The organism is Prochlorococcus marinus str. MIT 9312, from assembly GCF_000012645.1.
Taxonomy (GTDB): Bacteria; Cyanobacteriota; Cyanobacteriia; order PCC-6307; family Cyanobiaceae; genus Prochlorococcus_A; species Prochlorococcus_A marinus_L.
This window is the reverse complement of the sequence record NC_007577.1, coordinates 116,522-140,967: the sequence shown is the minus strand read 5'-3', so window position 1 is coordinate 140,967 and position 24,446 is coordinate 116,522. Positions and strand designations below refer to the sequence as shown.

The 24,446-nt window shown below is 31.2% G+C and carries 28 protein-coding genes and 1 tRNA gene; 12 read left to right on the top strand and 17 right to left on the bottom strand.

The window, feature by feature from the left end:
• Positions 1-3: 3 nt before the first annotated feature.
• Entirely contained in the window at positions 4-912 is a 909-nt protein-coding gene (locus PMT9312_RS00735) for a phytoene synthase (RefSeq protein ID WP_011375711.1), read from the top strand.
• Here PMT9312_RS00735 and PMT9312_RS00730 read toward each other — a convergent pair whose 3' ends face one another.
• Positions 913-1,332 carry an RNA recognition motif domain-containing protein gene (locus PMT9312_RS00730; RefSeq protein WP_011375710.1) on the bottom strand — a complete coding sequence of 140 codons (420 nt, stop codon included), beginning with the start codon at positions 1,330-1,332 and terminating at the stop codon, positions 913-915.
• Positions 1,333-1,391: 59 nt separating this feature from the next.
• On the bottom strand, positions 1,392-2,612 hold the full coding sequence (locus PMT9312_RS00725; protein WP_011375709.1) for a CCA tRNA nucleotidyltransferase: 1,221 nt from the start codon (positions 2,610-2,612) through the stop codon (positions 1,392-1,394).
• A gap of 14 nt (positions 2,613-2,626) precedes the next feature.
• Between PMT9312_RS00725 and PMT9312_RS00720 the strand changes: the two genes are divergently transcribed.
• Positions 2,627-2,878 (top strand): Ycf34 family protein, encoded by a 252-nt coding sequence (locus PMT9312_RS00720; protein ID WP_011375708.1) that lies wholly within the window; start codon positions 2,627-2,629, stop codon positions 2,876-2,878.
• Between the two features lie 9 nt (positions 2,879-2,887).
• A complete protein-coding gene (locus PMT9312_RS00715; RefSeq protein ID WP_011375707.1) occupies positions 2,888-3,541 on the top strand; it encodes a hypothetical protein in 654 nt (217 codons plus the stop codon).
• A gap of 4 nt (positions 3,542-3,545) precedes the next feature.
• On the opposite strand, the gene PMT9312_RS00710 is transcribed toward PMT9312_RS00715, so the two are convergent.
• Genes PMT9312_RS00710 through rpaB form a run of 5 tightly spaced genes read right to left on the bottom strand, consistent with a single transcriptional unit; the run spans position 3,546 to position 8,315 of the window.
• Positions 3,546-4,166: a lysophospholipid acyltransferase family protein gene (locus tag PMT9312_RS00710; protein WP_011375706.1), complete on the bottom strand. Its 621-nt coding sequence runs from the start codon at positions 4,164-4,166 to the stop codon at positions 3,546-3,548.
• Between the two features lie 5 nt (positions 4,167-4,171).
• Positions 4,172-5,068, bottom strand: coding sequence for an ACP S-malonyltransferase (fabD, locus tag PMT9312_RS00705; protein ID WP_011375705.1), 897 nt, complete (start codon positions 5,066-5,068; stop codon positions 4,172-4,174).
• 18 nt (positions 5,069-5,086) lie between these two features.
• Positions 5,087-6,094 carry a beta-ketoacyl-ACP synthase III gene (locus tag PMT9312_RS00700; protein ID WP_011375704.1) on the bottom strand — a complete coding sequence of 336 codons (1,008 nt, stop codon included), beginning with the start codon at positions 6,092-6,094 and terminating at the stop codon, positions 5,087-5,089.
• Between the two features lie 55 nt (positions 6,095-6,149).
• Positions 6,150-7,568 (bottom strand): phosphate acyltransferase PlsX, encoded by a 1,419-nt coding sequence (plsX, locus tag PMT9312_RS00695; RefSeq protein ID WP_011375703.1) that lies wholly within the window; start codon positions 7,566-7,568, stop codon positions 6,150-6,152.
• Entirely contained in the window at positions 7,569-8,315 is a 747-nt protein-coding gene (gene rpaB, locus PMT9312_RS00690; protein WP_011375702.1) for a response regulator transcription factor RpaB, read from the bottom strand.
• A gap of 107 nt (positions 8,316-8,422) precedes the next feature.
• Between rpaB and radA the strand changes: the two genes are divergently transcribed.
• The gene (gene radA / locus PMT9312_RS00685; RefSeq protein ID WP_011375701.1) at positions 8,423-9,772 is read left to right on the top strand and encodes a DNA repair protein RadA; all 1,350 of its coding nucleotides are present in this window, start codon (positions 8,423-8,425) and stop codon (positions 9,770-9,772) included.
• Positions 9,773-9,777: 5 nt separating this feature from the next.
• On the opposite strand, the gene PMT9312_RS00680 is transcribed toward radA, so the two are convergent.
• Positions 9,778-10,299: a photosystem I assembly protein Ycf3 gene (locus PMT9312_RS00680; protein ID WP_011375700.1), complete on the bottom strand. Its 522-nt coding sequence runs from the start codon at positions 10,297-10,299 to the stop codon at positions 9,778-9,780.
• A gap of 109 nt (positions 10,300-10,408) precedes the next feature.
• Here PMT9312_RS00680 and PMT9312_RS00675 point away from each other — a divergent pair, with 109 nt between their 5' ends.
• From PMT9312_RS00675 to PMT9312_RS00665, 3 genes are read left to right on the top strand one after another with little or no spacing between them, the layout of a single operon-like run.
• Complete coding sequence (locus PMT9312_RS00675; protein ID WP_011375699.1) at positions 10,409-12,715, top strand: heavy metal translocating P-type ATPase; 2,307 nt, start codon at positions 10,409-10,411, stop codon at positions 12,713-12,715.
• On the top strand, positions 12,716-13,354 hold the full coding sequence (gene tmk / locus PMT9312_RS00670) for a dTMP kinase (protein WP_011375698.1): 639 nt from the start codon (positions 12,716-12,718) through the stop codon (positions 13,352-13,354). It begins immediately after the preceding gene.
• The gene (locus tag PMT9312_RS00665; protein WP_011375697.1) at positions 13,351-14,310 is read left to right on the top strand and encodes a DNA polymerase III subunit delta'; all 960 of its coding nucleotides are present in this window, start codon (positions 13,351-13,353) and stop codon (positions 14,308-14,310) included. Before tmk ends, PMT9312_RS00665 begins: the two co-directional genes overlap by 4 nt.
• Positions 14,311-14,313: 3 nt before the next feature.
• Here PMT9312_RS00665 and PMT9312_RS00660 read toward each other — a convergent pair whose 3' ends face one another.
• Positions 14,314-15,096, bottom strand: a complete 783-nt coding sequence (locus PMT9312_RS00660; protein ID WP_011375696.1) for a response regulator transcription factor — start codon at positions 15,094-15,096, stop codon at positions 14,314-14,316.
• A gap of 403 nt (positions 15,097-15,499) precedes the next feature.
• On the opposite strand from PMT9312_RS00660, the gene PMT9312_RS00655 reads away from it, so the two are divergent.
• Positions 15,500-15,859 (top strand): DUF7326 family protein, encoded by a 360-nt coding sequence (locus PMT9312_RS00655; RefSeq protein ID WP_011375695.1) that lies wholly within the window; start codon positions 15,500-15,502, stop codon positions 15,857-15,859.
• Positions 15,860-16,445: 586 nt separating this feature from the next.
• Here PMT9312_RS00655 and PMT9312_RS00650 read toward each other — a convergent pair.
• The 3 genes from PMT9312_RS00650 to PMT9312_RS00640 form a co-directional block, all read right to left on the bottom strand.
• Positions 16,446-16,517: transfer RNA gene (locus PMT9312_RS00650), tRNA-Asn, on the bottom strand.
• A gap of 49 nt (positions 16,518-16,566) precedes the next feature.
• Complete coding sequence (locus PMT9312_RS00645) at positions 16,567-17,241, bottom strand: ABC transporter ATP-binding protein (protein ID WP_011375694.1); 675 nt, start codon at positions 17,239-17,241, stop codon at positions 16,567-16,569.
• A gap of 8 nt (positions 17,242-17,249) precedes the next feature.
• Positions 17,250-17,522, bottom strand: coding sequence for a hypothetical protein (locus PMT9312_RS00640; RefSeq protein ID WP_011375693.1), 273 nt, complete (start codon positions 17,520-17,522; stop codon positions 17,250-17,252).
• A 151-nt stretch (positions 17,523-17,673) separates the two neighbouring features.
• Here PMT9312_RS00640 and cysK point away from each other — a divergent pair, with 151 nt between their 5' ends.
• Both cysK and PMT9312_RS00630 read left to right on the top strand, forming a co-directional pair.
• Entirely contained in the window at positions 17,674-18,642 is a 969-nt protein-coding gene (gene cysK / locus PMT9312_RS00635) for a cysteine synthase A (protein WP_011375692.1), read from the top strand.
• Between the two features lie 16 nt (positions 18,643-18,658).
• Positions 18,659-19,336, top strand: coding sequence for a DnaJ domain-containing protein (locus PMT9312_RS00630; protein WP_011375691.1), 678 nt, complete (start codon positions 18,659-18,661; stop codon positions 19,334-19,336).
• A gap of 10 nt (positions 19,337-19,346) precedes the next feature.
• Here PMT9312_RS00630 and PMT9312_RS00625 read toward each other — a convergent pair whose 3' ends face one another.
• Positions 19,347-19,583, bottom strand: a complete 237-nt coding sequence (locus PMT9312_RS00625) for an NAD(P)H-quinone oxidoreductase subunit O (RefSeq protein WP_011375690.1) — start codon at positions 19,581-19,583, stop codon at positions 19,347-19,349.
• Positions 19,584-19,719: 136 nt separating this feature from the next.
• Here PMT9312_RS00625 and PMT9312_RS00620 point away from each other — a divergent pair, with 136 nt between their 5' ends.
• Complete coding sequence (locus tag PMT9312_RS00620) at positions 19,720-20,646, top strand: TIGR01777 family oxidoreductase (protein ID WP_011375689.1); 927 nt, start codon at positions 19,720-19,722, stop codon at positions 20,644-20,646.
• Here the strand turns inward: PMT9312_RS00620 and PMT9312_RS09955 are convergent.
• From PMT9312_RS09955 to PMT9312_RS00600, 4 genes are read right to left on the bottom strand one after another with little or no spacing between them, the layout of a single operon-like run.
• Positions 20,597-20,866: a hypothetical protein gene (locus tag PMT9312_RS09955; protein WP_036924426.1), complete on the bottom strand. Its 270-nt coding sequence runs from the start codon at positions 20,864-20,866 to the stop codon at positions 20,597-20,599. The two genes, PMT9312_RS00620 and PMT9312_RS09955, sit on opposite strands and share 50 nt — an antisense overlap.
• Positions 20,850-22,061, bottom strand: a complete 1,212-nt coding sequence (locus PMT9312_RS00610) for a lipid-A-disaccharide synthase-related protein (protein ID WP_011375687.1) — start codon at positions 22,059-22,061, stop codon at positions 20,850-20,852. Before PMT9312_RS00610 ends, PMT9312_RS09955 begins: the two co-directional genes overlap by 17 nt.
• Before the next feature lies 1 nt (position 22,062).
• Positions 22,063-22,491 (bottom strand): tetratricopeptide repeat protein, encoded by a 429-nt coding sequence (locus PMT9312_RS00605; protein WP_011375686.1) that lies wholly within the window; start codon positions 22,489-22,491, stop codon positions 22,063-22,065.
• 6 nt (positions 22,492-22,497) lie between these two features.
• Complete coding sequence (locus tag PMT9312_RS00600) at positions 22,498-22,890, bottom strand: HesB/IscA family protein (protein ID WP_011375685.1); 393 nt, start codon at positions 22,888-22,890, stop codon at positions 22,498-22,500.
• Positions 22,891-22,990: 100 nt separating this feature from the next.
• On the opposite strand from PMT9312_RS00600, the gene zds reads away from it, so the two are divergent.
• Positions 22,991-24,445 (top strand): 9,9'-di-cis-zeta-carotene desaturase, encoded by a 1,455-nt coding sequence (zds, locus tag PMT9312_RS00595; protein WP_036924468.1) that lies wholly within the window; start codon positions 22,991-22,993, stop codon positions 24,443-24,445.
• The last annotated feature ends 1 nt before the right edge of the window (position 24,446 follow it).

Genomic DNA, 24,446 nt, shown 5'->3' with positions numbered 1-24,446 from the left:
TTTTTGAAAAATTCAATTTCTCAACTAGATCAAGCATATGAAATATGCCGTAAAGAAACTCAACAATGGGCTAAAACCTTTTACTTGGGAACTCTTCTACTACCAGTAGAAAAGAGAAAAGCTATTTGGGCTATTTATGTATGGTGCAGAAGAACAGATGAAATAATGGATAGCTTAGAAGCTTCAACTAAATCGCAAGATGAGCTTTCAGATAATTTAGATGCATGGGAAGAAAATACAAAGAATGTATTCAAAGGGAATATTAAATCTGAACTAGATTCAGTTCTATTAGATACCATCGAAAAATATCCACAAAGTATTCAACCCTACCTAGACATGATAGAAGGTCAGAGGATGGATCTTAATAAATTCAGATACAAAGATTTTGATGAATTAAAACTCTATTGTTATAGAGTGGCAGGGACTGTTGGTTTAATGACTCAGAATGTCATGGGCATTGATAAAGCTTATACATCCGCACCATGGAGTTCTAAGCCTGACCCCTCAGAAGCAGCTATAGCTTTAGGAATAGCCAACCAATTAACTAATATATTGAGAGATGTAGGAGAAGACAGAGAACGAGGTAGAATTTATCTCCCACAAGCAGATATTGAAAAATTTAATTATTCTGAAGAAAAACTTTTAAACGGCGAAATAAATAAACAATGGAAAGCATTGATGAAGTTTCAATTAAGTAGGGCTCGCGATTGGTTTCATAAATCTGAAGAAGGGATTAAGTGGCTCTCCTCTGACGCAAGATGGCCAGTTTGGACATCGTTACGTCTTTACAGAGGAATATTAGATTCAATTGAAAGGTTAGACTATGATGTCTTTAATAATAGAGCTTTTGTAAAGAATTCAGTTAAAGCCTTTGAGATACCAATATCTTTTTTAATTTCTCGAATTAAATAACTAAGCAGGTGTCTTCTGATTAGCTAATAAATCTTTTAATTTAGACAGTTCTCCAGCCCATCTTGGATCAGGTGCTTCAAGGTTAGGGGCGTCACTATGAACAATTTTCTTAAAATCTTTCTTCTTCTTATTCTTGTTAAAATTTCCACTATTTCTTTTTTTTGAAAGAGAATCTTTTTTTTCTGATAACTCTACTCTTAATTTGGAACCATTAAATTCAAAACCGTTTAATTTCTGAATTATTAAATCAGCATTTTCTTCATTACTTGCTGTCGCAAAACCAAATCCCCTGCATTCCTTGGTTTCCTTATCTAAAACTGCTTTAAATCTAATCGAATCAGAAACTGATTTTAAAAGGTTATCAAATTCTTTTTGATTAAATCCTTGTGGTAAATTGCCAATGTAAATTCGAATACTCATAAATTTTTAAAAATGATTTTTGAAGTCTGAACTTCTAAACAAAACTAAGCTATGTGTATTTAATCACATTTTGGCGCATTTTGTTCAATCCATTGCTTTGCTTTATAAATAGCTTCATCAAAATTATTCAATCTTTTATATGCAAGCTCCTTTGAAAGATATTGTAAAAGCTTGCCTAACAGAGGGCCATCCTTTATTTTTAAATTTTTTTTGATTACATCACCATTAATTAAATTTGAAGGATGAAATAATCTATCATCCTTGTCCCGCCACCTATTGAGCCAATCGAAACGTAATTTTTGAGGTAAATAAAAAATAAAAGATGGAAGAAACATTTCTAATTCTTGATGTAATGCAAATCTATCTAATTCATTTAACTGAGTGATATTTTTTTTCTTTAAAAAAACGTGCCATTTTCGCAATAACTTTGTTCTTACAATTTCAGCTCTACTAAATTTATATTTACTTAAAGATACTTCATCTAAAATTTGGGTAATAAAAAAAAATGGTAAAAAATTCTTCTTTTCATACTGATTAAGTTCTTCATAATTAATATTCTGTAAATCCAAAAAAAATGAATCTTTGTATAAATTATCCGATCCAAAAATATTAAAATTTTTTACTAAAATTATCGCCTCTAAAGCATTTGCCCCAGTTACTATCTTCTGAATTTCATAATTAATCCTTTCTTTGGCAACAAAATATAATTTCCCTTTATTTTTTTTTATATAAGTTATTAAATCTTGATCAATTTTAAAATTAAATTCAGAAACAAATCGAAAACATCTTAATATTCGTAAAGGATCATTCATTAAATTTTTTTCTGAATGAGTTCTCAGCAAGGAAGATTCTAGATCTTTTAGACCATTAAATGGATCAAACAAACATTTATTATCAAATAAAAAAGCAATTGAATTAATCGAGAAGTCCCTACTACTCAAATCTCCTTCGATCGTGGAGGAAATCTGATTAGCAATATCAATTGAAATATGATCAAGAATAACCCTTACCACTTCTCTTTTCTTATCTAAAATTATAAATTTAGACTCGAAATTGTCTGAAATTTTTTTCCCAATTTCAATAGCATTTAGGGGTACCACAATATCAACATCTACATCTTCAGTTAATCTTCCCAAAATAATATCCCTTATGTAACCACCAACTAAAAATGATCCTTTAGGTAGAAAAGATAAGATAAAATGCCAATTATAAAATTTTATACTTCTTTCTAATTCATCAATGATTAGTGTATGATCAGTAAGAACGTTATTACCCTTCATTTTATTTATTAATTATGTGCATTTGCATCAACTGTAAATGGGTTGATAGATGTATCACATATCATGACGTTGAAAATAAGCATGGTGTTGATAATATTTGCGTTATGCCTGATTTTAAAGCAAAAAAACCATTCATTCATGTCAGTATAGTTAAAGATAAGAATGGTGCTTATAAAACAGATTGGGATGTGCAAACTTGTGAAAGTTTTATAAAAGAATTTGGTAAATGGTCTAAATGTAATCCAGGCTTGGAATTACCTGTTTAAAGGTAATACATGACACTTAACCCCCAAGGAAGGCAAAACTTCACTACATTAGTGATACATAGCACAGACAATTCCTTTGGATTTGGATTTAGAGCAAACAATAATATTGAATCTAATAAATTATTTATAAAAAAATTTGATAAAGACTTATCTAACAACTTGATTGTTGATTTTAATAAATTTATCTCCCGCGAAAATTTACAAAAAGTAAATAAGCTTTCTGTAAGTACAGGGCCAGCAAATTTCAATGCTTCAAGACTTATTGTAGTTTTAGCAAGAACTATCTCACAACAAATAAATTGTCCTCTAGACAGTTTTAGTTCATTTGAAATAATGGCAAAAAGAATTGCATTAAAAAATGATATTTTTAAAAAAAAACAATCATTCTGGATTTACAAAAAATTAAAACGACAGGGATTTATTGCAGGTAAGTATGAGATTTTTAATAAGGAACAAAAAAATGGAGGTCTTATAATTCGAGAAATAGTGTTACCAAAAGTTGTTAAAGAATTGGAGAGTAAAGAACTTTTTTTTGAGGCTAATTTTAAGGATAAAGAGGATTTAGAAGAATTACTAGATTTATCAAATAAAAATTTATCAAATTCTAATTTAAATTCATGGCAAAAAGTTTTACCACTTTACCCAATTTCTCCCATTAACTAGATATTTATCCAATCAAATTATTAATATTTTCTTGAAGATCCATGGTTACAGAATTTAAATCATCCCTTGATAAGCTTTGCGGAGGTTGAAAAGGTTTTCCCACCTTAATAACTATTTTTGAAAAGAAGGGAATGCAGAATTTAAATCTCACTAATCTATGTGAATTAACTATCGCAACAGGCAATAATAATTTTTGATTTTTAAAGGCTAATAATGCAGCACCTTGTTTTGGTTTATTAACTCGTCCATTTTTTTGACGAGTACCATCAATAAAAATTCCGATACAATTATTATTTGATAATTTCTTACATGCTGTTTTAATTGTATTTTTATCAGCAATTCCCCTCTTTACAGGATATGCTCCACAAGCCTTAATAACAAAGCCAAGAAAAGGAATCTCAAAAAGCTCCGATTTGGCCATAAAAGATATATTACGTCCAAGAGCATGACCTAACAAAGGAGGATCTAGTAAAGAGCCATGATTAGAGACCATTATAAAAGAATCTTTTTGCGGAATATTTTCTTCACCTATTAAATGACCGCGAAATACAAATTTATAAATAGGTAACACAAATAAATTACTAACTAATTGATAGGTTAATTTTTGAAAAAAATCATTTTTCATAGGAATTAATATGTTATTTGATCAGAAGATGAAATTTGAGAAATTTTTACACCCTTCAAATGTCTTTTTCCTAAACCGCTAAGTACATTGGAGGGGCCAATTTCAACAATATGAAGATCACTATCTTTCGCCATTAAATCCATAGTTTCTCGCCACCTTACCCCATTACACATTTGATTTTCCAATCTTATTTTAAGCTCGTTTGGATCGCTACAAAATGAAGGTTTATAGTTACTTATGACTGGAAAAGAAGGATTTTTAAATTCAATCTTTTTTAAATACTCAGCAAATTTTGCTGAAGGATCATTCATGAATGGTGAGTGAAATGCACCTGAAACATTTAATTTGAGGAATCGTTTACAAGAAATTTCTTTAGACAAATAATCTAATGCTTCATAAGATCCTGATAAGACAACTTGGGAGGAACTATTATCATTAGCTATTACAACATCATCAATTTGATTTACTAATAAATCAAGTTGATCTCTATCAAAACCAATTAATGCTGCCATAGATCCTTTCCCAGTATTAACCATTAATTGAGATCTTACTTTTATTAGTGATACACAATCTTCGAATGAAAAAACATCTGCACAATAGAGTGCCGTGATTTCTCCTAGACTATGCCCAGCAACATAATTTGGTTTATAACCATTTTCCTTTAGTGCATCTAATAAAATCGATTCAACTAAAAAAAGACAAATTTGTGTATTTATTGTGTTATTTAAATCATTAAGGGAATTAATTGGTTCAGAATTCAACTCACAAATTTCAAATAAATTTCTATCAAATATCTCAGACGCGAATCTAAACCTCTCCTTTGTGTTAGGCAAATTTTCAATTTGTTTTGCCATCCCAATTTTTTGCGAACCTTGTCCAGGGAATACCCATGCAACTGTCATAATTTTCCTAATTTTGTTTTAACCCCATTTAATGAGGGCTGCACCCCAACTTAGCCCAGCACCAAAACCACTTGTGGCAATAATATCATTTTGTTTAATTCTATTATTTCTAATAGCCTCATCCATCACTAGTGGAATTGTTGCTGCTGAGGTATTGCCATATTTTGCTAAATTGCTAAGAATTTTTTCTCTAGGAATTTTTAATCTGTCTCCTACAGAATCCAATATTCTTTGATTAGCTTGATGCAGTATGAGCCAATCAACTTCGTCAGAAGTATAATTCGTTTTTCTAAACAAATTATCAAGAATTATCGGAACTTCTCTAACCGCAAATTTATAGACTTCCTGACCATTCATCTGAATTGGAGAAAAACCCCCATTTAAAAAATCAATGTTATCAATTATTAAATCCTTATTATTTTTTGATGGAAGATTTAGGAAAGAACCTCTTTCCCCATCTGTTCTCATATCAAAACCAAGGAAATTATCAAATTCATTTGTGGCTTCAATTGCCAATGCACCCGCACCGTCTCCAAATAGAATACAACTTCTTCTATCATTCCAATCAACAAAGCTTGATAATTGATCCGCTCCTATAACAATAGCTCTCTTAAAACTACCTCCTTTTAAAAATTGTGAGGCTGTTATTAAGGCGAATAAAAAACCACTACATGCTGCAGTTAAATCGAAAGCTACAGCATTATGGGCACCCAATTTAGCTTGTATAGATGGCGCTGAACCAAATAAATCATGAGGTGTAGAAGTAGCTAAGACAATTAAATCAATCGTTTTAATATCCCAATTAGTCATTTCAATCGCTGATAGTGCCGCCTCATAAGCCATATCATTGACATTATCTCCTAAGCCAGAAATTCTCCTCTCAGAAATGCCAGTTCTAGATTTTATCCATTCATCACTAGTATCTACTTTTTGACTAATTGTTTCATTGGTTAGTATTTGATCGGGTACATAACTTCCACTACCTTTAAATGAGACTCCAATCTGATTAAACTTTATTCCTTCCAAAAGAGTTTTTTTAGTTACTTATATAAGTCAAACATAAAATTTGACAAAATATGTTTTATGAATTTAAAACTTGAAGCTTTTGAAGTTGATTTAAATTTTCCATCACGTTATGATTCACTGCCGAGTGAGCTAAGCGAAGAGCGCTAACGACTGATAAAGACTTACTGCTACCATGGCCGATCACACAAATACCATTTACCCCAAGTAATAAGGCACCGCCATGTTCAGCATGATCCAACCTTTTCTTTATTCTGAGTAGATTACTTCTTAAAAAAGCTGAACCAACTTTCCCACGCCTTCCTCTTGGCAGCTCAGATCTCAAAATGTCTAATAAAACGCCACCTACAGACTCAAGAAACTTTAATAATATATTACCGGTAAACCCATCACAGACCACCACATCAAAACTCCCTGACAATACATCTCGACCTTCACAATTACCTCCAAAATCAAAATTTTTTTCAGCAGATAATAGTTCGAATGTTTTAAGGGATAAATCATTACCTTTACATTCTTCTTCTCCAATATTTAAGAGGCCAATTCTTGGTTGTTTTACTTGCAAGACATCTTTTGCATAAATATTACCTAGAAGAGCAAACTGATGAAGATAAGAGGGTTTACAATCGGTATTTGCACCAACATCTAACACTAAGACAGGGCGAGTTTGATCCCTTGTGGGAAATAATGCGCCTATAGCAGGTCTATCGATCCCTTTTAATCTCCCAACTCTAAATATCGCAGAAGCCATCATTGCTCCTGAATTACCAGCTGAGTAAACAGCTTGTGCTTTATTGTTTCTTACTAAATCCATTGCAACATTTATACTTGCGTTTTTCCTTTTTCTGACTGCAGTAGCTTCTTCATTCATTCCTATAGGATCTCCACTATCAATTAATTCAAGACGATTATTTTCTATTTCTTTTTCAAGTAATTCTACTAAACCAATTTTTTCTGCTGCATTTTTAACTTTTTCAATGTTGCCAACAAACTTTATATTTATCGGAAATCTGCTTATTGCTTCAAGACAACCCTCAAGAATTGGCCCAGGAGCATAATCCCCACCCATACCATCAACTGCAATCCAAATTCTATTAGATTGCGAGTCGTCCAACTTATCTAAGTTATTATCGCTATTTTGTAATCTTTTTAATGGGTCAAAAACTAATGGCTGTAGTGTATTTTTAGCTAATGTACTAGCATTTGAAACTACACTGCTAGCAGTATTTACAACAGACTCAGCGCTTGAAACTACATTGCCTGCAACATTGCCTGCAACATTGCTAGCAACATTACCAGCTGTGCTTACGACAGATCCAGCACCAGAAACAACGTTGCCCGCTACATTACCAGCAGTTACTGCAGAACTAGCAGCAGTATCAACTATAGAAGTTACAGCCGAGTTTCTTTTATACCAAATAACCAATCTTCTGATAGCTCTGGACTTATTATTTTTAGGTAAAGTTTCTTTTCCCATTTATTTACCATCAAAAGGAGCAATATCGACAATCCTTTGAAAAAGATATCCTGTGCCTCTTGCTGTTAGTATCAATTCAGGATTGGCCGGATCGGCCTCCAGTTTTGACCTTAATCTCGATATATGAACATCGACTACTCTTGTATCTACATGCCTCTCAGGTGTATATCCCCAAACCTCTTTTAAAATCTCTCCTCTACTAAATGGTTCTCCTGACCTACTTACCAAAAGCTCTAGGAGACTAAATTCCATCCCAGTTAATCTAATTCTCTCATCGCTTTTAAAAACTTGTCTTCTATTGGTATCAATTTTTATATCAGTAACCAAAATCAAACCTGAATTAGGCATCCCAGGAATTTGATCCTTGTCAATTCTTCTAAGAACACACCTAATTCTAGCTTCTAATTCCTTGGGACTAAATGGTTTAACTACATAGTCATCAGCTCCTAATTCTAAACCTGTTATCCTATCTGCAACATCTCCTAATGCAGTTAACATAACAATTGGAACATCAGAATCTTTCCTTAATTCTTGACACACTCCATAACCGTCTAACTTTGGCATCATGACGTCTAGTACTACTAGATCAGGCTCATAATCTTTAAATAACTTTAGTGCTTCTTTACCATCACTTGCAGTTACAACTTTGTAGCCAATCATGGAGAGACGCGTCTCCAGAATTCTTCTAATACTTGCCTCATCATCTGCGACAAGGATTGTTTCTTTAGTTTGACTAGATCCAGCCATTTGTTTCTATTAGCTAATCAGTATGAGAATTTGTTATTAACCTAATCTAACTTGTAGAGGGGCAATATCCCAAACATTCTAGTTCCATGTACTTTTTTAAAAACTAAATGTCTAGCAAATTGTCAACTTTTATTTGTCAAAATTGCGGAACTGAAACTTCTCAATACTTTGGGAAATGCCTTAATTGCAACTCATGGAATTCCATTGTTGAAGAAATTAAAAGCAAGAGATCTAAGCATCAAGGTGTAAATAATAGTCAAAAAGCTATACCATTTAATGAAATTTCATCTAAAAAAATATCAAGATTTACAAGTGGTTTTAATGAGTTTGATCGAGTTCTTGGAGGCGGGATAGTCCCTGGATCTGTTGTGTTACTTGGAGGAGAGCCAGGGATAGGTAAAAGCACAATAGTTCTTCAATCAGCAGGAAAAATATCTCTCAACGAGAAAGTTTTATACGTAACTGCCGAGGAATCTTTAGAACAAGTAAAAATCAGATGGGAAAGATTAAATCAAAATAGTATAGATTTAAAAATTTTTGCAGAAACCAATTTATCTCTAATAATTAAAGAGATAAAACGTGTAAATCCAAGTTTCGCAATTATCGATAGTATTCAAGCCATCCATAATCATGAGATGGAAAGTTCGCCAGGATCAGTTTCTCAAGTTAGAGAATGTTCATCTGAATTACAGAATCTCGCTAAACAAAATAATATTGCACTTCTAATAATTGGTCATGTCACCAAAGATGGGACTTTAGCTGGTCCAAAAACTCTAGAGCATTTAGTTGATGCAGTAATAAACTTTGAAGGAGATAATATTTCCTCTCATAGATTACTAAGAAGTATAAAAAATCGATTTGGATCTACCTTTGAAATTGGAATTTTTGAAATGCTTGAAAAAGGCTTACGGGAGGTAAAAAACCCAAGTTCAATCTTTACAAATAAAGAGAATATTGCAGGTGTGACAACCACGATTACAAAAGAAGGTACTAGACCATTTGCAGTTGATATACAAGCACTGGTAAATAAAACTTTCTACAGTAACCCAAGACGAACCACAACTGGAATTAGCATTAACAGATTACATCAAATTCTAGCTGTTATTGAAAAACACGTCGGCATTAAATTATCTGAATTTGATTGTTATGTAGCTACTGGGGGTGGTTTTGAAATTAATGATCCTTCATCTGACTTAGGTGTAGCCATATCAATTTTATCAAGTTTAAAAAATATTCCTCCTTTGGCCAATAGCTCATTTATTGGAGAATTGGGTTTGAGCGGTCAAGTTAGAAAATCGAATAACCTTCGAACAAAGATAGAAGAGGCTGCAAGACTAGGAATCAAAAATATCGTAGTGCCAAAATTAGAGGAGGATCTAAATAATTTTCAAAATTTAATCAATATCAAAGAGATTTCGAATATTAAAGAAGCAGTTGAATATTCTTTATCAGAGTAAAAATATTAGAGATACATATCAATTGAACTTCTTCCTGAGTTTTTCAGCCAATTCTCAATATCAAGATACCCCCCAGGATATAATTTTACTGCTTTAGTCCAAACTTCAGCAGCTTTATCAAACCATATATCTCTCTGATCTAAATCACCATTTTGTTCAGCATTTCTCCCTCTTTTTTCATAAATTAAACCTATGTTTTTTAGGCATGATGGCTGTTTAGGATTTTCTACCAATGCTTTTTCATAAGTTTCTATAGACAAATCCTCTTCACCATTACTCATAAATATAATTGCCATATTTTTAAGAGTCTCACCCCTATCTATTTTATTTTCTTCAAGTAGTAAACTCTCTTTGTAATACTCTAATGCTTCGGAATAATCTCCATTATTTTGGGCTGCCAGCCCATCTCTATAGTAGATGTAAGCCTTTTTTTCTTTCTCTTCAATAGGCATTATTTTAACTATTGATTCAGCAATTACAGTAAAAGCTTTATCAATAAAATTGTCTCTGTTTTGATTACTAGGCACTGCTTTAAATCAATAAAATTATTATAGTAATTTAAAATAACTATTTAAAAAGTCTATTACATTTTTTATTATAATTACAAATGAAACCAAGAATTAATTTGCTTCTATTGTGATAAGAAAGGAGAGCATTCAATTAAGCATTACAGGAATGAAGTGCGGTGGTTGCGTTAGTACTGTTGAAACAATATTAAATAATTCTGATGGTATTGAAAATGTTTCTGTTAACTTACTCACTGAAAGTGCATATTTTGAAATTAGCTATAAACATATAGAAATAGAAACAGTTCTCGAAAAACTTAAAGAGAATGGTTTCCCATCAAAGATTTACATAAATGATTTTTCAAAAAAAATAAATAAAGAAGAATTATCAAAAAAAAAGAAATGGAATAATCAATGGCAAAAGCTAACTTTTGCTCTATTACTTTTACTATTTTCAGGTTTAGGTCATCTGGCAGAAGGAAAATATATAAATTTTCCAATATTAGGTAATATATTTTTTCATGCCTCATTAGCAACAATAGCTTTATTATTTCCAGGAAGAAGAATAATTATTAATGGATTTAAATCATTTATAAAGAATCGTCCGGATATGGATTCTTTAGTAGCTCTTGGAGTAACTAGCGCTTATATAACAAGTCTTCTATCCTTAATATTCCCTGCTAGTGGTTTTCCTTGTTTTTTTAATGAACCAGTTATGCTTTTAGGTTTTATATTGATTGGGCGTTTCTTAGAAGAAAGAGCTAGATATCAAACTGGTTCATCAATTGGAGAGTTATTAGATCTTCAACCTGAAATGGCAAATATCTACACAAAAGATAATCAAATAAAGTCAATAAGAGTCAATGCTTTAAAGCCTGATCAAGAGATTCAAATTTTAGCAGGTGACAGAGTCCCTGCTGACTGCATTGTTACTCAGGGTAATTCATATGTTGATGTTTCACATATTACTGGAGAATCCAAACCTATCGAAGTAAAAGAAGGTGAAAAGTTATCCAGTGGGTCTTTAAATCTTAATTCAACTCTTAGACTAAAAGTACAGAAGGTCGGCGGGGATTCTTCTCTTGCACAACTAGTAAGTCTTATTGAGTCTGTAAACGCTAATAAACCTCCAATTCAAAGAATTGCTGACAAAATTGCAGGAAAATTTACTTACTTTGTACTTATATTTGCCACTTTAAGTTTCTTTTTTTGGTGGAAGGGGGCAAAACACATTTGGCCTGATTTATTAAGTCACAATCATCATCAATTATTAACAAATTCAAGCCACACACTTCATAGTTCTCTTGGTAGTAATGCTGAGAATTTCCTGAGTTTAGCAATTCAATTGTCAATTGCTGTTTTAGTAATAGCTTGTCCTTGTGCATTAGGTTTAGCCACACCAACAGTAATCACTGTCGCATCAGGTAAAGCCGCAAAAAAAGGGGTTTTATTCAAAGGAGGTGACAAAATAGAGATGGCTTCAAAAATTAATCATATTATTTTTGATAAGACTGGTACATTAACAAAAGGTAAGCTTTTCATCGTTGATTATAAAAATAATAACGATCATACATACTTATTAAGAATTGCTGCCAGTTTAGAAAAGGAAAGCAGACATCCAATCGCAAATGCCTTAATTCAAGAGGCCCAAAAACAAAATTTAAGTTTATTTCCAATAAAAAAAATATTAACTCATTCAGGGAGAGGTATATCTGGAGAACTTGAGTCAGTTGAAGGACTGATCAATATTGGAAATATTGAATGGCTACTAAGCAAAGGGATAGTTATTGATAATAATGCAAAAAAAGTCATTGAAAATGAAGAAACACAAACGCATACAATTATTGGAGTCAGTATAAAAGATAAGTTACTAGGATTTATCTTATTAGGAGATTTACTCAGAGAGGATTCAATAAAAACAGTTCAAAATTTGAGACAAAACAAATTTAAAATTAATATTTTAAGTGGAGATAGAAAACAAACAGTTTTAGCTTTAGCAAAAAAAATTGGTTTTAAAGAAACGGAAGTAAAATGGAACCTTCTTCCTCATATGAAACTTAAAACTATAGAAAATTTAAAAATCGATAATAAAGTGGCTATGGTTGGTGATGGAATTAATGATGTCCCAGCCTTAGCATCCTCTGACTTAGGAATTGCAGTAGGATCAGGAACTCAAATAGCGAAGGCAAATGCAGATATAGTATTAATGGGAGATCAACTTAATGGATTACCATACTCATTAAATCTTGCAAAAAAAACTATGAGAAAAATAAAGCAGAATCTAATATGGGCTTTTGGTTACAACTTACTAGCGATCCCAATAGCCGCAGGTATTTTGTTTCCTAAATATGACATTCTTCTTACTCCCTCAATAGCAGCATTATTAATGGCTACAAGCTCTATTACAGTTGTCATTAATGCTTTATCTTTGGATTAAATGAAAGGCAAATTTATTGTTATTGAAGGTATTGATGGATGTGGTAAGACTACCCAAATAAATGAACTATCTAAATGGCTTCCTAAAAGTGGTCTAATAAAAAAAGGGTCTAAATTAATCACAACAAGAGAACCAGGAGGCAGCCTGTTAGGTAAAAAACTTAGAGGACTAATTCTTGATAACAATAAAACTAACAAGCCTTCATCGCTTGCGGAATTATTACTTTATTCAGCTGATAGAGCTGAACATATTTCAAAAATTATTTCTCCTGCTTTAAATAACAATGATTGGGTAATTAGTGATAGATTTTCCGATTCTACCCTGGCTTATCAAGGTTATGGAAGAAAAATAAATTTAGAAATAATTAAAAAAGTTGAATCGATTGTTTGTCAAGGAGAATATCCTGACCTAACTTTCTTCTTAGAAATTTCTCCAGAAGAGAGTATCATGCGAAGAAAAAATGAAATTCCAGATAGAATAGAATCAGAAGGTATCAGATTTTTAGAAAAAGTAAATGAAGGCTTCAAACTAATTGCCAGAGAAAAAAAATGGAAAGTAATATCTGCCTCACAAAATATTAAAACTATTTCTAATCAAATTAAAGAGACTCTATTAAACAATTTTTCTAATGACAAATGATTGAGGTAAAAAAAAAATTATTCTTTAATGAAGAAGTTAATACATATCTTAAAAGCATAATTAGAAATAAATCATTTGCTAATGGTTACATATTTAATGGTGCTGAAGGAGTAGGGAAACAACAAACTGCTCTTCAATTTATAAAAGAGATTTTCAAGCAATCTTCTCCAGTCGGAAATATTGAAGAAAGAATTACAAACAATAACCATCCGGATTTTCTCATTATCGAACCTAATTCGATTTTGGAATCTAAAAGGTCAAAAAGTTCCGATCTTGAAAAAACAACAAAAAGTGGATCTGAGATTATTAAGATTGCTCAAATACGTAATATCAAAACTTTTCTTGGTCAAAAATCAATAAACTCAGACAAAAAAATTGTTTTAATTATTGATGCCCACCTTCTAAACGAAGCAGCCTCAAATTGCCTTTTAAAAATACTAGAAGAACCCAACAATGGCATTTTTATTTTATTAACATCAAAATTAAATCTTCTCTTAGATACGATCATATCAAGATGTCAATTAGTCAGGTTTCGATCCTTTTCTAGTAAACAAATAAACTCTCTTTTCAAAGATTATTTAGATCCTTCTCAATTTAACATTAATACAAAATTGAAATTCGAAGATGTAATAAACTCTGCAAATGGATCTCCAGGGCAATTATTGAAAAATATTGAAATTTGGAATGAATTACCAAGTGAAATTACAAATAAATTAATTTTTCCAATAAAAAATAGTCTAGAAATTTTAGAAGTATCTAAATTAATATATGAAAAATTAGAAATTTATCAACAGATTTGCTTAGTCAATTTTATTCAAATTATTTGGTGGAGAAATACAAAAAATATTGATCTAGTAAAAAAGCTTGAAAATTTAAAATTTTATTTAAGAACAAATATTCAACCAAGGTTGGCATGGGAAATAACCTTTTTAAAAATTTCAATGGAAGATATATGAAATTTAATCTATTACAGAATTCATTAGATTAGGATTTCGTGCTTGAATAAAATCTTGCTTGGCAGCTTCAACTTGAGAGCCAATAGGTAACTCAAGACAATATCCAGCTCCATATACAGTTTTTATGTATATAGGCTTACGTGGATCAGGTTCTAGCTTAGTACGTAAATGCCTAATATGAACTCTGATTGTCTCAATATCATCGTCGGGTTCATATCCCCATACTTCTTTGAGAATCAATGCTGGTGATACAGTTTGACCATGCCTTTGTAAAAGACAATGAATTAATTCAAATTCAAGATGAGTTAATCTAACAGGAGATTCAAACCAGATAGCTTCAAATCTTTCCGGCACAAGAGTGAGAGGTCCATAATTTAAAATTTCTTGCTGATTACTAGAGTTCAACTGTGCTCTATTTGTTCTTCTTAATAATGCTTTTATGCGTACATGTAATTCTTCTAAATCAAATGGTTTAGTAATGTAGTCATCGGCACCAGAATTAAAACCAGTAACTTTATCTTTTAGTCCACCTAAGGCAGTTATCATCAAAATTGGGATATTTGAAGTTCTTTCATCTCTTCTCAGTCTCTGGCATAAAGTTAATCCATCAACACTTGGTAACATTAAATCTAAAAGAATTAAATCTGGCGAGTATTGAAGAGCTAATGCCTGCCCTTTGATGCCATCTTCCGCTTTTTGGACATCGAAACCAGAATGTTCTAAATGCCTAGCTACCAAATCACGCATATCACGATCATCTTCAATTAAAAGGATTGAAATTTTCATACTTATACAGTATTAAATTAAGAATAAGTTTCAGTATTAAGATTCTCTCAAGAATTTAGAAAGATTGTTGAATTAGTGTAAACAATTTTATCAATTAGATTTATCAATTAACTTAATAATAGCAGGCTATTAGATAAAAATTACAAATTTTTAAAAAGTTTAAATTTCACAATTTCTTTTGATTTTATTAATTATTTCTTAATAATCAAAAGAATACTTATAAAAAATATTCATTCAATATGAAATAATATCCAATTCAAATTTTCTTAGTAAGGTATATCAAAATAGAATTAAATGATATTTCTCCTTTTTAAAAGAGGATTGAACAGATTTCACCATTTTTGATTTCTTCTGAGTGTTTAAGCTAAGAATTTTGTCTATATTAAAAAAAATCTAAGTATTTATGAAAAAGAAGTCATTTATCTATTCCGACTTATCAAAAAAACAACTCGAAAATCTTAAAGAATTTTATATTCAAAAAAAAGTAGAATCGATGAGTCATCAAGAAATTAAACAACATGTACTAGAAAGCATTTCTCATCAAATAAACGATACTATTGACAAAGAAGAAGAAATGGAAGCATGGAGAGAAATGTCAGATTTCTTTGGAGAGCAATTTGAAATTATTATCTTAGAAATGCAAACAAAATACAGTAATGATAAAAACGTTCATGACACAGCAATAGATACTCAGAAACAAAGAATAGAATTACTGGAAAGGAATAACTTAGATCAAGAGAAAAAGGATATGTGGGATGACTAGAATTCCCTGAAAGGGGTAATTCATAAGATACAAACAGAAAATATATACGGACTATATGGGACTTAAAAATTAATCCAAGAACTTTTTATGAGGAATTTGATATTAATGCTCCAAGTACTGTTCTTAAAACTTGTCATTCTAGTCACAATATATATTTAAATCATTAGTTAATTAATCAATTTATATGTTCTCATAACTATACTAAAAAGTATATAAAATCTTCCTTCTTTACTTTTCCCTTATCTTATATTTAAATTGTTTTGTGGGTTTTTATGATTCAAATGTTCATAAAATTTGTGGATTTTAAATAGATGGAGTTATATAAAATAAAAAAAGAGGGTATTTACTTGTCTAAATACTTTTGTAATTCATAATCAAATTCGTCTTGTTTCGGCATTCAGAAAGAAAGTAATTACCTATAATTTCATATCTAAAGAATGATAAAAATATGTACGAATAAATGTACTAATAAACAATTTATTAATATGTATCTATTTGTCTAGACATTTTTTATTGAGGAGGTATTCATAGACATAAAAAAGTCACCTTTTTTCGGTGACTTTGCATGACTTTTGCGACTTAAGGACTCCCCGGGCGGGATTCGAACCTGCGACCAATCGATTAACAGTCGATCGCTCTACCGCTGAGCTACCGAGGAATATAAAATGAATTTAGCTCTTTAAAGTGCCTTATGACAAGTAAAAGATTTAATTATATTGAAATTTTGATGGTTCTTGCCATCTAGATAAAAAACCATTTTTCAGCTCTGCTACTGAATCAGCGTAATTTAATTCTTCATAACGATGTGTAATCCACAAAGCGGATAAAGGTTTTTTATGGTCACTTGTAAGATTCTTAATAGTTTTTAAAACTTTTAATTGGCTGGTTTGATCAAGTAACGCTGTAGGCTCATCTAAAAGAATAAAATTCCTATTACTAATAAGAACGCATGCAATAGTTAAGCGTTGTTTTTGACCTCCGCTTAACGTGTGTACTGGCCTTTTTTCAAAACCAGTCAATCCCACCTGAGCAAGCACATATTCAATTTTTTTATTAATTTCATAATCACTTATATTTTGGTTAATATTTATCAGAAGTTCGCTTCTGCAATTTGGCATCAATATTTGATGATCAGGGTTTTGAAATACCATCCCTATATCTGCTTTAGAATTAATGACTCCATTTTTGGGTTTAATTATTCCATTAATTAATTTTAAAAGGGTACTTTTTCCACTCCCGTTTTTACCGACAACCATCCAAAATCCAGGTTTTTTTATTGAAAAATTACATTTAAAAATTAAATTGTCTTTTTTCCCAGGATATGAAAAAGAGACATCTTTGAAATGAATATGAGGTATTCCATTTTCTAGAGAATCTCGCATTAATTCTATTAATCTATATCGAGAGAAAATCCTGGTCTTTTAGCTCCTCCTGCTACTGATGATTTTTCATATATCTGCACTGAAATGATTTCTTGAGCTCTTACAGCAATTAATTTATCTTGCACTTTATCACACCTTAATTCAACCAAGTTTGAAGTTTCTAAAGGTTCATTCATAGAATTTTTTATTTCTTCATAAATTCTTTTAACATCCTCGAATTCTTTCTTCTGAATTGCAATCGGAAAAGGTGAATATCTGAGACTTAGTTCCAGCGAATACATAAAAATTATTAAACTCACTTTTATAATAATAATATTCTTCAGCAGAAAGTTATTTTTAATTAAATTCTTTTATGAAAATCATATAAAAGATCTTTAAATACAATTATTATGTAAAGAGGAGAGTTAATTTGGCAATTTAAATAATCATTTCATGGAAATAGCAAATGATATCACTTCTCTAGTTGGAAATACTCCATTAGTTAAATTAAGTCGAATCAGAAATTACTTTAATTGTTATCCAGAAATAATAGCCAAACTCGAAAGTTTCAATCCATCAGCGTCTGTAAAAGATCGTATTGCTTATTCAATGTTATGCAAAGCTGAAGAAGAAGGATTGATAACACCAGACAAAACAACATTGATTGAAGCAACAAGTGGAAATACTGGCATCGCATTAGCAATGGTTGCTGCAGCTAAAGGCTATAAATTGATATTAACTATGCCTGATACGATGAGTATTGAAAGAAGGGCAATGTTGCGAGCATATGGGGCTGAATTACAGCTAACGCCAGGTCAAGAAGGAATGAAAGGAGCCTTAGATTTAGCTAATGAGTTGTCTTCTAGCATTGCAAATAGCTATCAATTTAATCAATTTGAAAACTTTGCTAATCCAGATATTCATGAAAGAACAACCGCTCAAGAAATATGGGCCCAATCCAATAACAATTTAGATGGACTAGTTACGGGAGTAGGCACAGGAGGCACAATTACTGGTTGCGCACGTTTTTTGAAAAAAGTTAATCCAAATTGCAAAATTTATGCTGTAGAGCCCAGAAAAAGTGCTGTCATTTCCGGAGAAAAAGCAGGATCTCATTCGATTCAAGGAATAGGGGCAGGTTTCGTACCGAAAGTCCTGAATACTAAATTAATTGATGAAATTATAAAAATTGATGACGACGAAGCATTTTATTATGGGCGTTTATTAGCTCGATTGGAAGGTCTTTTATCAGGCATCAGCAGCGGAGCCGCTTTAGCAGCAACTATAAAAATTGGTGAAAGGAAAGAACTAATTAATAAAAGATTGATAGTAATTCTGCCAAGTTTTGGTGAAAGATATTTATCAACCGCAATGTTTGAATCCAATACCTCAATTCAAGCAAGAACAGATGGTTATCTTTAATTCCTAATTTATAAAAATGGAAAAAAATTTATATGAAGAATTAGGCCTCAAAAAAAATGCACCCAAAAGTGAAATTAAATCTTCATATCGTTCTTTAGTTAAGCAACATCATCCTGATGCAGGCGGAGACAAAGAACGATTTCTTGCAATACAAAATGCCTGGGAGGTTCTAAATGATCCTGTAAAAAAAGAACAATATGATAGAAGTTTATTCTCTTCCAGTTCATCCTTTGATTCATTAAATGAAAATTGGGAAGAGAAATTTAATTCAAAAAAATATAATTCGTCAATTAAAGACAGAGAAGTTAAAACATGGCTTAAAGAAATTTACACTCCGATCAATAGATCAATTAGCCAAATAATTAAACCTTTGAAAAACGAAATCAAAGAACTTTCTGCGGATCCATATGATGACCAACTAATGGAAAATTTTTGCAGTTATATAAGTCTTTCACAAAAGAAAATAGAAAAAGTTGAAAAAATTTATAACAAAAAAATAGTTCCCAAGTCTATTACAGCTTTAGGCCTAGATCTTTATCATTGTTTTTCACAAGTTAAAGATGCACTATCAGAATTTGATAGATATACACAAGGATACGTAGATGATTACTTATTTGATGGTAAAGAAATGATTAAAGAAGCAAAAAGAATTCAATCAAAGATGTCTGCAGAGAAAAAAAATAAAAACTTTTAGATAAAAAAATTTATTGAATATATTCTTTAAGTTGATCCAATTTAAACCAAACATCTGGCACAGGCCTGCGCCATCGAACCTGAGCATATTCGTCCTTGACAGAAAGAATCTCTCCAGGACCTTCAAAGACATAATTAGGGAGATCATTATCACTGGCTAACGCCTCGATACTTTTTATATAATTTCCTCTATCGACAAAAACTAAGCTTCCTTTCTTGAGAGGTTTCTTTGGAATAGAATCTGTCATAATAAAGTCAACAAAGTTATTTGAAATTTATTATACAAAAACTTATTTGATAAATATTTAAAAAAATTGATAACAGAATAATAATTACAAACGTCTAAAAAATTTAATAGGCTTAAATGATAAATATCTATAAAATATGCGTCTTTTATTAATTGGCTGCACTGGATTTGTTGGTAAAGAATTAGTACCAACAATACTCAATGAAAATCACGAAATATACATCGTAAGTAGAAAACCCATAAGTAAATTAAAGCTTGATTTAGATTTCAATAAATTTAAATTTTTGCAAATAGATTTATCAAAAGAAAAAAACTGGAATAATGAAAATCTTCTAAATATTTTAAGAGAGACAGATGGAATCATTAACTTAATGGGAGAACCTATAGCAGAAAAAAAATGGACTTCTGCACAAAAACAGGAGATTGAAAATAGTCGTATTAACACTACGAAATTTATGATGAAGACCCTTAAAAATTTCAAAATAAACCCAAAAGTCATTATAAATGGATCAGCAATAGGTTATTACGGTACAAGTTTGTCTGGTGAATTCACTGAAAATAGTATTGGAGGAAAAGACTTTTTAGCTAATCTTTGCAAAAAATGGGAAGCGGTAGCTGCGGAAAAACCATTCTTCTCAAGGTTAGTTATTTTTAGAATTGGAATTGTTCTAGAGGCAGATGGAGGAGCATTAGGAAAAATGCTACCTATATTTAAAATTGGATTAGGTGGACCAATTGGAGATGGTAAGCAATGGATGAGTTGGATTCATAGGAGTGATTTATGTGCATTAATTACTCAAGCATTAGATAATAAAAAGTATTCAGGAGTATTTAATGCTGTTGCACCAAATCCAGTATTAATGAGAGACTTTTCTGAGACTTTAGGCAAATGTCTGAATAGACCTAATTTACTTCCAGTACCTGGGGCGGTTTTAAAAATTTTGTTAGGAGATGGAGCAAAAGTTGTATTAGAAGGACAAAAAGTAATAAGCAGTAAACTCAAAAATTATAATTTTAAATATCCTCTTCTTGAGAAAGCAATTTACGCCTCCACCAAGAATTAATACCGTTTAGTAAAGCACCAATAATAAGAATTGTTATTAATGGGACTATAAGAGGATTCCAAACTATCTGAATAAAATTAATAAAAATAAATATCCCATTTAATTGCATGATGATTGCAAAAATAAAAAATATTGCAAAAAAAATTACTGTAAATAAGTTTATTAATAACAAATTATCAATTATTTGTTTTAAGTAATTTTGATTATTTTCCTGAGTCATTTTTGATAACAATATTCATATCATCAACCATCTTAAGACAAGCTTTCTTTTCACCAAGTCTTTTTTTGGCATTTTCATTACATGAGATCATAAACCTCTTATTTAGCTTTATTAGATATATTACTTTTATGATCAATTTTATTGTCTCATTTATTTGATCATTCTTATCTTTATAATTACTGGCACAAAAAACAAATTTTCCAAGCAAACGTCTTTGTGCTTCTGCAAAAGATTTTGTAAATTGTGGACCTTTACCTTCAATCTGAATAACCGGTTTTCCTAATCCAATCGCTTGCTCTGCTGCCGTTCCTGCCATGCTGATACAGCATCTACTTTTCAATAATATTTTGTCAAAATTATTCCAATATATATTTACTTCTATAGTTTTATATTGAAATTTCAAGAGATACTTCTCTTTTATTTTTTCTAGGTATAACCATTTTCTATTTTGAAATATCTCCTTGATTTTTGATGGAGATAAAGCATTAACTATTGCAAAATTAAACTCAATTTTTTGAAAATATCTTAAATCTGACAGTGCCTCTAATACCTCTAAAATCAAAACAAAATTATCTAAAATCTCGGGGAATCTACTTCCTGGAAATAATCCAATACTAAATTCAGATTTCTTTAATTCTTTATTTCTAGGAAAAAACTTATCCATAAATGGATTACCTAAAAAAGACACTTTCTTTTTTAATTGCAAAGTTAAATCATTAGCTGTAAGAGAATCTCTTGTATATATTTTTTTTGCCTTTTGTGAGACCAAGAAAAATTTAGAAGGCCATGGTAATTTTAACTTTCCTTCATAATGACTGGAATAAGCAACTAGATATGTAAAAAAATCTTTCTTACAAATCCATGCAAAAAAAACTGGCACAATATCTCCAACTACAAAAAAATAATCATATTTTTTTCTTAATTTATAAGTTAAATATAATCTTTTTAGAAGATAAACTACTTCTCCTCTAAATATCTCTATTAGTCTCCCCTTAAAAGAATTATAGCCAATACCTCCAGTACTAAATTCTTGAGTTATTCCATAAATCTTAATTTTTTCTTTTTCGTAATGAGTTCCTTTACCAACAATTGGTAAAGCTTCTACAGAATGACCACTTTTTACAATTTGCTTAGCTATCAAGCTCCCAGATAAATCTTCTCCATGTCCGTTACTCAATAATAAAATTCTAGACAATTTAAAATTCCAACCATTTTTTAACTTTGTTTAACTCAGGCCAATCTGGATATCTACTAAATCCGTCTTCAACAGATTCTTTCAACTCACTTTTAACATCTGGCATCATCATAGACATTTTTTTTATTAACTCAACATGATCCCTAACACCTTTATTATTTGTTGCCAAAAGCGCTAAAGACAAATTCATTCGAGCTTGTGGATCTTGCTGATTTAATCGAACAGCTTGTCTGGCTGCTTCTAAAGCTTCTTCATTATTTTTCAAAAGTAATTGAAGCCATGAAAGACAAGTCCAGGCAGCAAAATGATTTGGTATTTGCTGTATAATTTTTTGAAAATCTTGAACGATAGGAATTAAATCTTGCCCATCTTTATACTTTGATAGAGCTGCATTAAAATCCTCTTCGATGGGATTAATTTCGTTATTCATTGTAATTTAAACTGCAAAGGAACTTCCACAACCACAAGTTTGAGAAGCATTAGGGTTTACAAAATTAAAGCCACCGCCAATTAATTCCTTACTAAAATCTAATTGCATTCCATATATATACAAGAGACTTTTGGGATCGCAAACAACTTGAAAGCTTTGATTAGAATTCAATGAATAATCATAAACTTTATCATCGGGGTTTATTTCATTACTTCCTATAAAATCCATCGTATAACTCATCCCACTGCAGCCTCCTGATCTTACGCCAACCCTGAGTGCTTTCTTATCAATTTGGCCTTTTAATAAATTTGAAATTTGCTCTATTGCATCATTAGTAATCAAAATGCCCTTACCATCATCAGAATTCTTAATTTCCTGCTTAACTTCTAAATTTTCCATAACCAGAAATTTCCTACTATTTATAATATAAAAACTAAATCGTTAGGGTGCATAGATGAACCAATATCCAAACTTGATTTGTTATAATTTTAAGAAAAAAGTGAAAATTGCAATAGTCGGTTCTGGTTTAGCTGGTCTCACAGCGGCAGTCAATTTAGTTGATGAAGGCCACGAAGTTGAAATTTACGAGAGCAGATCTTTTTGGGGAGGTAAAGTTGGGAGTTGGGAGGATAAGGATGGCAACCATATAGAGATGGGATTACATGTATTTTTCTATAATTATGCAAATCTATTTAAGTTAATGAAAAAAGTGGGGGCTTTGGATAATTTACTCCCGAAAGATCATACTCATTTGTTCATAAATAATGGTGGCAATTTGAAATCTTTAGATTTCAGATTTCCATTAGGTGCACCTTTTAATGGGCTAAAAGCATTTTTTACAACTGAACAACTTACTTGGGTAGACAAATTCAGAAACGCTCTAGCTTTAGGGACAAGTCCAATAGTTCGAGGATTAATAGATTATGAAGGTGCAATGAAAATAATTAGGGATCTAGATAGGATTAGCTTTAAAGAATGGTTCTTAAACCATGGTGGTAGTGAAAAAAGTTTAGCAAGAATGTGGGATCCCATTGCATATGCATTGGGCTTTATCAATTGCAAAGATATTTCAGCAAGATGTATGCTAACTATCTTCATGATGTTTGCTTCAAAAACGGAAGCCTCCAAACTTAATCTTTTAAAAGGTTCGCCTCATAAGTGGCTTACACAACCTATTGTCGATTACATCACAAAGAAAGGGGCTAAAATCCATTTAAACCATAAGGTAGAAGAAATTATTTATGAAAAGTATTCTTCCTCTTATTCCGTTAATCAGTTAAAAATATCCTCTCCTGAAGGAACTAAGACAGTTTTTGCAGATAAATTTCTTGCTGCCTGTGACGTTCCTGGGATAAAAAAAATAGTTCCAGAAGAATGGTATCAATTTAAAGAATTTGCAGGTTTAAAAAAACTTAGAGCAGTTGCAGTAGCCACAATCCAATTAAGATACGACGGTTGGGTTACTGAATTACAAAAAGATAATACTGGAAACTCGCCTACTGGACTCGATAACCTTCTATATTCTGCTGATGCTTCTTTCAGTTGTTTCGCTGATTTAGCACTAGCAAGTCCAGCAGATTATAGAAAAAAAGATGTGGGATCACTACTTCAATGTGTTTTAACTCCGGGTGATAGATGGATGGGAAGATCTACAGAAAGAATTACACAAGAAATTGATAAAGAAGTTCGCCGTCTATTCCCATCTTCAAAAAACCTTAAATTGCTTTGGAGTAACGTAGTACAAATTCCGCAATCTCTTTATAGAGAATCTCCAGGTATGGAAAAATTTAGACCCGATCAAAAAACATCTATACCTAATTTCTTTATGGCTGGTAGTTACACAAAACAAGATTATATAGACTCTATGGAGGGAGCTACAATGAGTGGGCATTTAGCTGCAGCAGCAATTTTAGAGAAGAAAGCTGAATTAGCAAAAAATCTTACAGTAAATTAAC

Bases quoted from the DNA above. Each gene is read 5' to 3' on its own strand.
- PMT9312_RS00600 (WP_011375685.1), bottom strand. From the start codon at position 22,890: ATGGAAAATTTAGAAGTTAAGCAGGAAATTAAGAATTCTGATGATGGT.
- radA (WP_011375701.1), top strand. From the start codon at position 8,423: ATGTCTAGCAAATTGTCAACTTTTATTTGTCAAAATTGCGGAACTGAA.
- PMT9312_RS00730 (WP_011375710.1), bottom strand. From the start codon at position 1,332: ATGAGTATTCGAATTTACATTGGCAATTTACCACAAGGATTTAATCAA.
- PMT9312_RS00655 (WP_011375695.1), top strand. From the start codon at position 15,500: ATGAAAAAGAAGTCATTTATCTATTCCGACTTATCAAAAAAACAACTC.
- fabD (WP_011375705.1), bottom strand. From the start codon at position 5,068: ATGACAGTTGCATGGGTATTCCCTGGACAAGGTTCGCAAAAAATTGGG.
- PMT9312_RS00640 (WP_011375693.1), bottom strand. From the start codon at position 17,522: ATGTATTCGCTGGAACTAAGTCTCAGATATTCACCTTTTCCGATTGCA.
- tmk (WP_011375698.1), top strand. From the start codon at position 12,716: ATGAAAGGCAAATTTATTGTTATTGAAGGTATTGATGGATGTGGTAAG.
- PMT9312_RS00605 (WP_011375686.1), bottom strand. From the start codon at position 22,491: ATGAATAACGAAATTAATCCCATCGAAGAGGATTTTAATGCAGCTCTA.
- PMT9312_RS00660 (WP_011375696.1), bottom strand. From the start codon at position 15,096: ATGAAAATTTCAATCCTTTTAATTGAAGATGATCGTGATATGCGTGAT.
- rpaB (WP_011375702.1), bottom strand. From the start codon at position 8,315: ATGGCTGGATCTAGTCAAACTAAAGAAACAATCCTTGTCGCAGATGAT.
- PMT9312_RS00715 (WP_011375707.1), top strand. From the start codon at position 2,888: ATGACACTTAACCCCCAAGGAAGGCAAAACTTCACTACATTAGTGATA.
- PMT9312_RS00620 (WP_011375689.1), top strand. From the start codon at position 19,720: ATGCGTCTTTTATTAATTGGCTGCACTGGATTTGTTGGTAAAGAATTA.
- PMT9312_RS00720 (WP_011375708.1), top strand. From the start codon at position 2,627: ATGTGCATTTGCATCAACTGTAAATGGGTTGATAGATGTATCACATAT.
- PMT9312_RS00725 (WP_011375709.1), bottom strand. From the start codon at position 2,612: ATGAAGGGTAATAACGTTCTTACTGATCATACACTAATCATTGATGAA.
- plsX (WP_011375703.1), bottom strand. From the start codon at position 7,568: ATGGGAAAAGAAACTTTACCTAAAAATAATAAGTCCAGAGCTATCAGA.
- PMT9312_RS00625 (WP_011375690.1), bottom strand. From the start codon at position 19,583: ATGACAGATTCTATTCCAAAGAAACCTCTCAAGAAAGGAAGCTTAGTT.
- PMT9312_RS00710 (WP_011375706.1), bottom strand. From the start codon at position 4,166: ATGAAAAATGATTTTTTTCAAAAATTAACCTATCAATTAGTTAGTAAT.
- PMT9312_RS00630 (WP_011375691.1), top strand. From the start codon at position 18,659: ATGGAAAAAAATTTATATGAAGAATTAGGCCTCAAAAAAAATGCACCC.
- PMT9312_RS00665 (WP_011375697.1), top strand. From the start codon at position 13,351: ATGATTGAGGTAAAAAAAAAATTATTCTTTAATGAAGAAGTTAATACA.
- PMT9312_RS09955 (WP_036924426.1), bottom strand. From the start codon at position 20,866: ATGACTCAGGAAAATAATCAAAATTACTTAAAACAAATAATTGATAAT.
- PMT9312_RS00645 (WP_011375694.1), bottom strand. From the start codon at position 17,241: ATGCGAGATTCTCTAGAAAATGGAATACCTCATATTCATTTCAAAGAT.
- cysK (WP_011375692.1), top strand. From the start codon at position 17,674: ATGGAAATAGCAAATGATATCACTTCTCTAGTTGGAAATACTCCATTA.